At 25.0% G+C, this 9,207-nt stretch carries 15 protein-coding genes and 1 pseudogene; 9 read left to right on the forward strand and 7 right to left on the reverse strand.

Annotation, left to right across the window (positions count from 1 at the left end; all coding sequences use genetic code 11):
- Nucleotides 1–156 precede the first annotated feature (156 nt).
- Complete coding sequence (locus tag LUA84_RS02025; protein WP_231434211.1) at nt 157–420, forward strand: hypothetical protein; 264 nt, start codon at nt 157–159, stop codon at nt 418–420.
- Between the two features lie 312 nt (nt 421–732).
- Here LUA84_RS02025 and LUA84_RS04675 read toward each other — a convergent pair.
- A pseudogene (locus LUA84_RS04675) lies at nt 733–1,180 on the reverse strand (pyrimidine dimer DNA glycosylase/endonuclease V).
- A gap of 253 nt (nt 1,181–1,433) precedes the next feature.
- Here LUA84_RS04675 and LUA84_RS02035 point away from each other — a divergent pair.
- Complete coding sequence (locus tag LUA84_RS02035) at nt 1,434–2,000, forward strand: hypothetical protein (protein WP_231434213.1); 567 nt, start codon at nt 1,434–1,436, stop codon at nt 1,998–2,000.
- Entirely contained in the window at nt 1,997–2,323 is a 327-nt protein-coding gene (locus LUA84_RS02040; protein ID WP_231434214.1) for a hypothetical protein, read from the forward strand. Before LUA84_RS02035 ends, LUA84_RS02040 begins: the two co-directional genes overlap by 4 nt.
- A gap of 14 nt (nt 2,324–2,337) precedes the next feature.
- On the opposite strand, the gene LUA84_RS02045 is transcribed toward LUA84_RS02040, so the two are convergent.
- The 3 genes from LUA84_RS02045 to LUA84_RS02055 all read right to left on the reverse strand — a co-directional run bounded on the left by LUA84_RS02045 (nt 2,338) and on the right by LUA84_RS02055 (nt 4,273).
- Entirely contained in the window at nt 2,338–2,586 is a 249-nt protein-coding gene (locus LUA84_RS02045) for a hypothetical protein (protein ID WP_231434215.1), read from the reverse strand.
- 80 nt (nt 2,587–2,666) lie between these two features.
- A complete protein-coding gene (locus tag LUA84_RS02050) occupies nt 2,667–4,046 on the reverse strand; it encodes a hypothetical protein (RefSeq protein ID WP_231434216.1) in 1,380 nt (459 codons plus the stop codon).
- An 83-nt stretch (nt 4,047–4,129) separates the two neighbouring features.
- Entirely contained in the window at nt 4,130–4,273 is a 144-nt protein-coding gene (locus tag LUA84_RS02055) for a hypothetical protein (RefSeq protein WP_231434217.1), read from the reverse strand.
- 678 nt (nt 4,274–4,951) lie between these two features.
- Between LUA84_RS02055 and LUA84_RS02060 the strand changes: the two genes are divergently transcribed.
- The 3 genes from LUA84_RS02060 to LUA84_RS02065 all read left to right on the forward strand — a co-directional run bounded on the left by LUA84_RS02060 (nt 4,952) and on the right by LUA84_RS02065 (nt 6,053).
- Nucleotides 4,952–5,320, forward strand: coding sequence for a hypothetical protein (locus LUA84_RS02060; protein WP_231434218.1), 369 nt, complete (start codon nt 4,952–4,954; stop codon nt 5,318–5,320).
- Between the two features lie 347 nt (nt 5,321–5,667).
- A complete protein-coding gene (locus LUA84_RS04210) occupies nt 5,668–5,799 on the forward strand; it encodes a hypothetical protein (protein ID WP_256443510.1) in 132 nt (43 codons plus the stop codon).
- 11 nt (nt 5,800–5,810) lie between these two features.
- Complete coding sequence (locus LUA84_RS02065) at nt 5,811–6,053, forward strand: hypothetical protein (protein ID WP_231434219.1); 243 nt, start codon at nt 5,811–5,813, stop codon at nt 6,051–6,053.
- A gap of 87 nt (nt 6,054–6,140) precedes the next feature.
- On the opposite strand, the gene LUA84_RS02070 is transcribed toward LUA84_RS02065, so the two are convergent.
- Nucleotides 6,141–6,503 carry an EamA family transporter gene (locus LUA84_RS02070; RefSeq protein ID WP_231434220.1) on the reverse strand — a complete coding sequence of 121 codons (363 nt, stop codon included), beginning with the start codon at nt 6,501–6,503 and terminating at the stop codon, nt 6,141–6,143.
- A 680-nt stretch (nt 6,504–7,183) separates the two neighbouring features.
- Here LUA84_RS02070 and LUA84_RS04215 point away from each other — a divergent pair.
- Both LUA84_RS04215 and LUA84_RS02075 read left to right on the forward strand, forming a co-directional pair.
- Nucleotides 7,184–7,312, forward strand: a complete 129-nt coding sequence (locus tag LUA84_RS04215; protein WP_256443511.1) for a hypothetical protein — start codon at nt 7,184–7,186, stop codon at nt 7,310–7,312.
- A 308-nt stretch (nt 7,313–7,620) separates the two neighbouring features.
- The gene (locus LUA84_RS02075; RefSeq protein ID WP_231434221.1) at nt 7,621–7,902 is read left to right on the forward strand and encodes a hypothetical protein; all 282 of its coding nucleotides are present in this window, start codon (nt 7,621–7,623) and stop codon (nt 7,900–7,902) included.
- A gap of 151 nt (nt 7,903–8,053) precedes the next feature.
- Here the strand turns inward: LUA84_RS02075 and LUA84_RS05245 are convergent, their stop codons facing one another.
- Nucleotides 8,054–8,320: a nucleotidyltransferase family protein gene (locus LUA84_RS05245; RefSeq protein WP_457913347.1), complete on the reverse strand. Its 267-nt coding sequence runs from the start codon at nt 8,318–8,320 to the stop codon at nt 8,054–8,056.
- A 299-nt stretch (nt 8,321–8,619) separates the two neighbouring features.
- Nucleotides 8,620–8,751 (reverse strand): sugar phosphate nucleotidyltransferase, encoded by a 132-nt coding sequence (locus LUA84_RS05250; RefSeq protein WP_231434222.1) that lies wholly within the window; start codon nt 8,749–8,751, stop codon nt 8,620–8,622.
- Between the two features lie 219 nt (nt 8,752–8,970).
- On the opposite strand from LUA84_RS05250, the gene LUA84_RS02085 reads away from it, so the two are divergent.
- Nucleotides 8,971–9,129 (forward strand): hypothetical protein, encoded by a 159-nt coding sequence (locus LUA84_RS02085; RefSeq protein WP_231434223.1) that lies wholly within the window; start codon nt 8,971–8,973, stop codon nt 9,127–9,129.
- Nucleotides 9,130–9,207: the final 78 nt, after the last annotated feature.

Raw genomic sequence — 9,207 nt, forward strand, 5'->3', positions numbered from 1 at the left:
CATTGAATATTGGTCATGGAGAATTTCCTAGAGTCGTTATTGCACCTGGAGATCCTGCAGAAGCTTTTGAAAGAACAATTGAAGCATTTCATATTGCATATAAATTTATTAAATCTGTAATATTATTATCCAGATTTATTTTTAGGTGAATCAAAGATGAATTTCGATTATATATATGTACCAAATATAGAAATATCGAGATATATAGATTTGGAGCCTCCAAAGAATTATCAAAATTATAAAATAAATGATCAAGGATATCAATTAAGGGCAATACCTGGTTTTGATGCAATTGTAAAAGCTTCATCTTATGAGCATGATGAATCAGGTATAGAAACAGAAAATCATGAAATGGGACAAAAAATGAGTGAAAAAAGGATGAGGAAATTGAATCTTGGAAAAGGAATTAAAAGAATTTGAACCAGATCAAATATATGGAGAAGGAAACAAGTAATTGTTTCTTGGGGTTCTAATAAGATGCCAATATTAGAAGCATTAAAATATTTAAAAGGTTGGAAATATTTGCATATATCTTATTTATCTCCATTTCCAAAAGAAATTAAATTTTAATAGAAGAATCTAAAGAAATAGTATCAATTGAACAGAAGTTAACTGGACAATTATCAAAATTAATAAAACAAGAATTAGGAATTGAAATTGAAAATAAATTATTAAAGCTTCTGGAGAACCATTTTCTGTTAAGGAAATACTAATTATATAAAAAATCTATAATTACTTTTTATTTAAAGCTTTTTTATCTTTTTCCCATTCTTCAATATCTCCATCAATAATATGAAAAATTGGATTTGGTTCTATTATTTTTTCATCTTTTATTTCTTCATATTTTTCTTTATCTCTTATTTTAAGTTTTTCAAGTAAATGTTGAAATTCAAAATTTATTTGACCAAGTGTTAGTGGCATTTTTAATTTTAAATCAGACTTTATTATTTTATCTTTATTAAAATTGTATCCTCTTCTTTTTCCTTCTAAATAAACATAATATAAATTGTCCTATATATAATATTTGATCATTTGTTTTCTTGAATATAATTAATTGAGGATGATTTTTATATCCTTTTGTTTTTCCTAATGATGCTTATTGGGCTAATAAGCCTTCTCTCAATAAACCTAAAAGACCAAGTTTATCTAAATATTTTGAATGTAATGACCAAAGTCTCATTAAATTATAATTAGGCAGTGAGCTTTTTTATATAGAAATTAGGCTTCATTGATAGTTATTATATTCTATTAAAGCATTAGGAATATTTATAAAACTTATATGAAGAAGTCTATTTATTTAATAATTATAAAAATAATTACCTTTTTTAAAGCTTTACTAAAAATATATTATATGAAAAAGCCTATGACTTTAGAAGATATTATTTTTTAGTAGATTAGAAAATATAAAAAGTATTAGAAAAATTAAAGATAAATTGAAAGAATCTAAAGAATATCTAGATGATAAATTGAAAGAATATGGGCCAGTAATAGCAGGTTATGCATTATCATTATCTCCTTATACAAGAGCTTCACTTTCAGTAGGATCATATTTAGAAGGAAGACTTGGTGGTCGTAGAGGTATAGCTGCAAAATATGCATCAATAGCAATTGGTGTTGCTGTTACTGCTGCTGATATAGGTGCATTATTTGGAATTCAGGCATTACCTTCACATAATGAACATATACAATATTTAGGATCTCAAAATGGTTATGAAGCATTTGTACCAAACGGTCAAACAGTAAATTATAATGGACAGACAGATCCTACAGGTAATTTAATATTAAACAATGGAACTACAGTACATGACGTAATATGGAATGGCCAGTATGCAAGTACAATAATTAATAATCATAATCAAATAGTTCAATTGAGTAGTCAATTTGTTGGGCAGACTGATCCAATAAATCATCAACCATATGACCCCTTAAAGGATTTATATGTAATTAAGGGCCAGGTGCCAGTTGAGCAGGCGACAATAAATGGAAGACATATTATGTGATAGAGGCAAATAAAATAGATCCAGCAGACATTGCAGGATTCTATACATATGATAAATGGGTATCCAACTTCGTAGCAGCAATGAATACACCAGGAACATACGCAGCAGTAATACCAGGAAATTCTCCTATACTTCCAATGGACAAACACAACAGGAACAGTAGCATACCAAACAATGGTATATGGACACTATGGCAATTTGCCGGAGGAGTTGTATTAATCTTACCAAATAAAACCATAATTCCATACGGTACCCCTGCTAGACCTGCTGGTTCAGCTATTTCTTTTGATTCCCCATCTCAGGTATATTCTTCTTCTACCTAATTTTTTAGCAATTTTTAAGATACGCTTATTATATAAGGTACTCCATAGGTTGCTATTATCCAATTTAGATACATAAATCCCGATCCCCCTCCAGAACCTGTTGAAATAAATAAATAAGGTATCCCAACATAATTGTTAAGGTTATCTACCAAATGTCTTACTCTAAATCTCTCTCCATTATTATATTCTTCAAAGGATCCAAATGTTCCAGGTCCGAAGTTTCCATTTGTATCGTTAGGACTAAAATAATAATAATTAATCAAAGTCCTTTGATAATTTACAGGTTGATTAAACGCCGTATTATATGCATTTATGTATGATTGTACAAATATTGGTTCTCCCGTTATTGTACTATATTTCCAGGAGGTGCTGGTGGTATTGCAAGTGCCTTATGACTACAACCCCATCCACAACTCCAACTATATGGTTCTGAAGCAAGAGAATAATTGAAAGTGTTCAATATCATTAAGAAAAATATATTCATATTACTATTTTCATTATTATTTTCTGGCTGGAACCAATTATACATCCAAAACACTCCATATTCAGAATAATGATTATTATTTTGCTGATCTGGAGGTATAAAGGCAAAATAATTTGATCCTCCATTTTGTCCGTATATCTTTCCATTATTATCTTCTAAGAAATAATAATTGAGATTCCAACCAAAAGAAGAAGGATTCCAACTAAAATACCATCCAGATCCTGAATAATAATAATCATAATATCCACTTGGATTTAGATTATTTGTATATTGAGTAGTTAAGAAATATCCTAATCCTAATGTATCACTATATTGCAATATTCCAACATAATATCCTGAAGAATAGCCTGGACCTGGACCACCAAATGCCCATGCATATTCATACATAAATATTGGGAAATTAAGTGGTAAATATGTATGACCTCCAACATTTATGCCTATATTTTGATTTCCTACAGGAGCACATCCTCTAAGACCATGTATACAGTTCGTTGTTGAATCTTTATAATTATAATCATTTACTGTATCAGCTTGGAATTGATTATTATAACTAACATATGATAATACTACAGCAGTTAAAACATATGGAGTTGTAACAGTACCCGGAGTATCTTCCCATGGTATTCCAGAAAAATATGCAAATGTTTGTAATCCCAATCCATTTTGTGATTGAGATAATTGATTAAAAGTCTTTTGTAAAACATTTGATGTAATTAATGCATAAGATCCCTGATTTGTCCCATTATCCATCATTAGTCCTTCGAAATATTCATTTGATATAATTTGTGGAATAATATTTGTTCCATTTACATAAATACTTATATTATTATACGTAGGTAATACATCACTAGATTGATTATTGATAAAACATGCTGTGTATCCATTATTACAGGATATTTCTTTTTCTTCTATATTTCCATTATATGGATAAAAGTTAACATATATTGGAAATACATTCAATCCATTATCATAAATAGTTGCATTAGAAGCATTATTTGGATCTAATGCATCAGGATCACCACCAATTGTACCATTTAAATAGATAAAAGACCTCCATCTACTAAATCCAACAAATATTGATATAATATTACAACCAAAATTACTATTATATAATGAAGGAATATTTAATAGATTAATAAAGAAATAATAATTTCCCTCACTATCTTGACCAGCATACCATGAAGGTAATGCATAATATTTACCATCATAATTAACTAAAAATACAACAATTACTCCCAAAATATGGATATGCTTGAATATAATCACTATAAAGGAGGACCAATTGTAACTAATATATTTTGGAAATCTTCCATAGAATATCCTCAATTATTTGATAAAGGTGTAGCTAAATATGTTCCATTAACTATTTCTATATTATTTACTATATAATCATAATATTGAGTATTTGGATCAGAAGTGCCTAATAAAGATATTGCTGGAATTAAATCTGATATATTCAGGTTCACTTAAATAGTAATATTGTATACTTTGACTATTTCCTGACACTGGTTCACATAATATACAAAAATATGCAAAACTACCTGCCTGATATTCTAAAACATTATTTCCAACAATTTTACATTCATACTGTATTTTCATTATATGTATATCATAGACATCATTTCCTTCAAAAGTATTATTTGATAGATTAATTATAGATTCAATTCAACATCCAATGAATTTATATCAAATGATGTTGAATTAGTATTTGTTATATTTGGAGGATTTATTTGTAATAAACTACCACTACTACTACTACTATAAGTATTTGTAATATTATAAAATATACTCCAATTACTTAGATTTTCAATAAATGATGGAACATAATATATATCAAATCAATTTGTATAATATATATTTACNATACTTTTTAATGTATGGTATTCTGATTACTGTTTTGATTATTTTGATTTTTCTGATTCAGTATTGAAATAGAGTATTGTGANNGATTATTAATATGGTAGAATTTAAATAATGAAGTTAAAACAAATATAACTCCTGCAAGAACTATAATAAATATTGGAAGATAATATCCTATAAACATCATAATATCATCAAAAATTTTTCCCCTCATTTTTATTTATAATACCTATTTAAATATAGGATTTATAGATTTTATAAAACTTTATAAGATAGGTTATAAGATGGAATTAAAAGAAATAATTGGTTGGATTGGAATGTTATTAGCAGCTTTTTGGGCTGGAGTACATATGTTAGTAGCAGGAGCAGTAACAGTAAATGTATCTTTAATATTTGGAGCATTTGTAGGAATGTTTGTAGCATTATCTATAATATCTGGATTAGTATTCTTATTAAATTGGAAGAAATATTATTTACCAAACATTATGTTTTGGTTAATAATGCTATTAGCACTGTTTGTAGGATATGTTCAATATATTAGAGGAGGTAAAATAAATGCTTTATTTACAAATGTATTAGCTGAGATAGCGTTGATAATAGATATAGTAGAAATATTATTGGCACTTACTATCTGGAAAATTGATAAGGAATGATTTTTTAATACCTTTTATTCCGGAGTTTATATTTATTTTTCATATTCCTTTTATTTGATTTATAAAAGTTAATTTACAACTATATTGTTATGGTTGATAATGTTTCTACANAACAGGATGAAAAAATAGATATAGACTTGAAAAGTATACCATTAAATCCATTAGGAAAGAATGATATAAAAAAATTAGAAACATTACTATTATAGGTACTCTATAGAGACCAGAAATATTAAAATTAATAAAAGATCCTAATGAAAGATCTACATGGATTGATAGTTTGGCAATTGCAGCAGCAGCTTATGCAAGATATAAAGCAGCAATGCCAATAAGCTTTAATTGCAGATGAATTGGGTAGATCTGAAGAAACTATAAGAAATCATATAAGTGGAAAAACAAAGGCAGGTGCTCTTGTAATAGAAACATATGAAAAAATAAAATCTGATCAATTAAATTGTAATTCTATCATTTGGAAGTTCTAATAAAGAATTGGATGATACTAAAATATCAGGTAAAAAATCTTAAGGAAGAAATAGAAAAATTAAAAGCTGAAAGAGATGAATTAAAAAATATTATAAATAATAAAGATGAAACAATTAAAAATTTACAAATAGAAATTGGTAAAATAAAATCTGACTTAGATAAAATTAATAAAGAAAAAGAAGAAATAATCAATAAATATAAATCATTGCAAAATAAATTATTGGAAATTAAAAAAATATTAGAAAATATATAATAAGTTCTTTTTAAAAATTATACAACTAATAATATTAAAGCAATAAACATTAATATACTGGCAATAGCTTTTTGGATTGTTAAATCTTCATTGTAATATTATAATACTTAATAAAACAACAAATAAAAAGCTAGATCTATCTATTATACTAACATTACTAGCTTCTCCAATTTTTAATGCATAAAAGAAGGCTATCCAAGAAAGAGCACCAAATATAGCACTCAATATTACAAATATATAATCTTTGTTAGATAAATTAAATAAATTGTTTATATTTCCAATTTCTAAAATAAATATAATAAATATAATAATTGCCATAATAATTGATCTTAAGGCTGTTACTGTAATAGAATTTATTTCTTGTAATCCAATTTTAGCAAATATAGTAGAAAAAGCTGCAAATATTGCTCCTAATAATGCATATATAAACCAGGTTGGTATTGAAACCATATTCTATTTAAATCTTTAGAAATTTAAAAATAAGTTCTNNNTAAAAATAGTTAATAAATGCTGAATGTACGCTTCTTAATAATTTTATTAATAATAATTTTGCATTGTAGATTTGTTATCTTATTGATAAAAATTAAGTAGTAAAGGTCAGATAAAACTCTTATCTAGGGTCCTAGTATTAGAAGTATAACTTCTAATGATTTATAAATATATTAGAAGTATCAATTCTAACATCAATGATGGATTACTATACTAGATTACACATTATTTAAAGAAAAACAAATAAATTGAAGAAAAGAAAGAAATTTTTGATATTAGAGTCCATATTTGGCAAAATCTTTAAGTTTATGGACTAATACAGAATATTTAAAAAGTGCATTGTATGAATGGATTCTCCAATCGCATTTAAAAAGGAGATTTGGATAAGTATATTATTATAGAAATAGTTATGAGATAGATGTTATTTCGGGTAATTTAAAAATAGAAATTAAATCTAAAAGAGCTCTAAAAATTATCCGAGAGATATAATACATTTTAGATGAAAGTAATTTACCGATATTTTTAGCTATTATATATTCATTATTAATATGATTAATTATGAACATATATTAAATTTGTTGGACGATTTTTAAATTTTGAAATAATAAAAATTTATAAACTTTTGCTACTATCATATAGTAATGTCAGAAGACGGATATAATTTAGACAACATTATAAAAAGTAGTTTTGAGGAAGCTATAGAATATTTCAATAAGAATGGTATAAAAATTGAAGGATTAAGATTAAGAATAGTAAAATCACTATGGTGATTTTATGATATATTCATATTATTGTTTGTATATCAAGGAAATCTAGGGATTTATTTTCCCAGTAAAAAAATTTTTATTATAAAAAAACCATTAGAAAAAACAGCAAATAAAATATGAGATTGTGCTAAGTAATAAGAATATAAAAGATTCTTCTATTATTAGTATAAAATTATCGAAAAATAGTATAATAACATATCCATTTTATTTAGATATGAAAAATATAAAAAATAACATAATGAAGACTGGTANAGATATTATAATAGATGATGAAATTGGACATGCCGTAATTCGTTCAATAGGTAGTAAGTGTGAACTTGATAGCTTCAGCATTTGAGTATCTAGTATATTTTTATAAAAATGAATTCTACAATTATTCCGAAGTATATAAAATTATAGAAGAAAATATAAAAGTATGTAAAACATACATAGAAGAAAACAAGAGATTAAATATATATGAACTTGGAAGATGCTATGGAAATATTATTATACATAAAAACAAACAATTAACAAATATAAATACAAAGGATATAATAGAAGAAATTAAAAATTTGTCTGAAAAAGATATCATAAATACAATAAAAAATTTATAATAAAGTAAAATGTTTTATTGAAAATTTAACGATATATAATATATATATTATTTAGGTTATCTACTCAAATGTCGGATAACTAACGTTATACGACACTTTTGCATATTTATTTTGAAATTAATAAAAAATTATATAGAGTAACCTAGCTAATTTATGATAAAGAATATATTTGATCAATTACTTTGCTAACTTCTTCAAGATCTTTTATACTATCTATTGATTTCCAATAAATATCTTTATAAATAACACCCTTTATTTTTCTTTCTTTAGCGAGATCTGGAAAAGTATGTACTTCAATATCACCTTTATCTGGTAAATAATTATATATTACTTTATTAAAAACATAAATTCCCGCATTAATTAAATAATCAAATAATGGCTTTTCTTTAAATTCTGTTATATAATTTTCTTTATCAATTTGAGGTTATTTCATATGGACTTCTCATTTGTACTAAAGCACTTGATGCAATAACATCTTTATTTATATTTTCTATTAAAAGTTTTAGTGAAAGATTTGTAATTATATCTCCATTTAATACAATAAATATATCTTCATCAATATAACTAATAGCTTTTTTAATAGCTCCTCCAGTTCCCTAATGTTCTTCTTCAACACTATAATATATTTTTACTCCAAATTTAGAACCATCACCTATAGTTTCAAATATCTTAGATTTTAAATATCCTACAGCTAAAACAATTTCTTTTATATTTTGTTTAATTAACCATTATATTTGCCATTGTAAAATTGAGTTTATCTTTTATTTCTATCAATGGTTTTGGTTTTTCTAAAGTTAATGGAATTAATCTTTTACCATATCCACCTGCAAGTATTATTGCTTTTACCATAAATAAGCAATAGTTTATAATAACTTAAGTGTTTATCAGAGCTTTTGCATATAGTGACAACTTATTTAATAAAATGTTATATTTGTTAAGAGATTATTAAAAATAATTTTTACATAAATTATTTAGAAAATTATTCAAAAATTATTTTAGAAATATATACATAGATTTAAATATCAAAATGTCTAAAAATTTATAAAACTTTTTTATCTTCAATAGTTAATGAAAATTGCTTTATATGGTATATCACATTTATCTGATAATAGAGGCTATGAAAAATGGATAATAAAAGTTGCATCTTATTTATCTAAAAAGTATGATGTTAGAGTTATAACTAATAATGCTAATAAAAAATATGATTTAAATCAATTTAAATTTTGAATATATAGTAATTGAGCATAAGAAAAGATTTGGTTTATTGCATNATATAAGTGAAATAAAAAATTATCTAAAAGATAC

It is taken from the genome of Candidatus Nanopusillus massiliensis (assembly GCF_920984865.1).

Coding starts and splice junctions, on each gene's coding strand:
- LUA84_RS02025 (WP_231434211.1), top strand. CDS start 157: ATGAATTTCGATTATATATATGTACCAAATATAGAAATATCGAGATAT.
- LUA84_RS02060 (WP_231434218.1), top strand. CDS start 4,952: ATGGAATTAAAAGAAATAATTGGTTGGATTGGAATGTTATTAGCAGCT.
- LUA84_RS02065 (WP_231434219.1), top strand. CDS start 5,811: ATGATACTAAAATATCAGGTAAAAAATCTTAAGGAAGAAATAGAAAAA.
- LUA84_RS02070 (WP_231434220.1), bottom strand. CDS start 6,503: ATGGTTTCAATACCAACCTGGTTTATATATGCATTATTAGGAGCAATA.
- LUA84_RS04215 (WP_256443511.1), top strand. CDS start 7,184: ATGTCAGAAGACGGATATAATTTAGACAACATTATAAAAAGTAGTTTT.
- LUA84_RS05250 (WP_231434222.1), bottom strand. CDS start 8,751: ATGGTAAAAGCAATAATACTTGCAGGTGGATATGGTAAAAGATTAATT.
- LUA84_RS02085 (WP_231434223.1), top strand. CDS start 8,971: ATGAAAATTGCTTTATATGGTATATCACATTTATCTGATAATAGAGGC.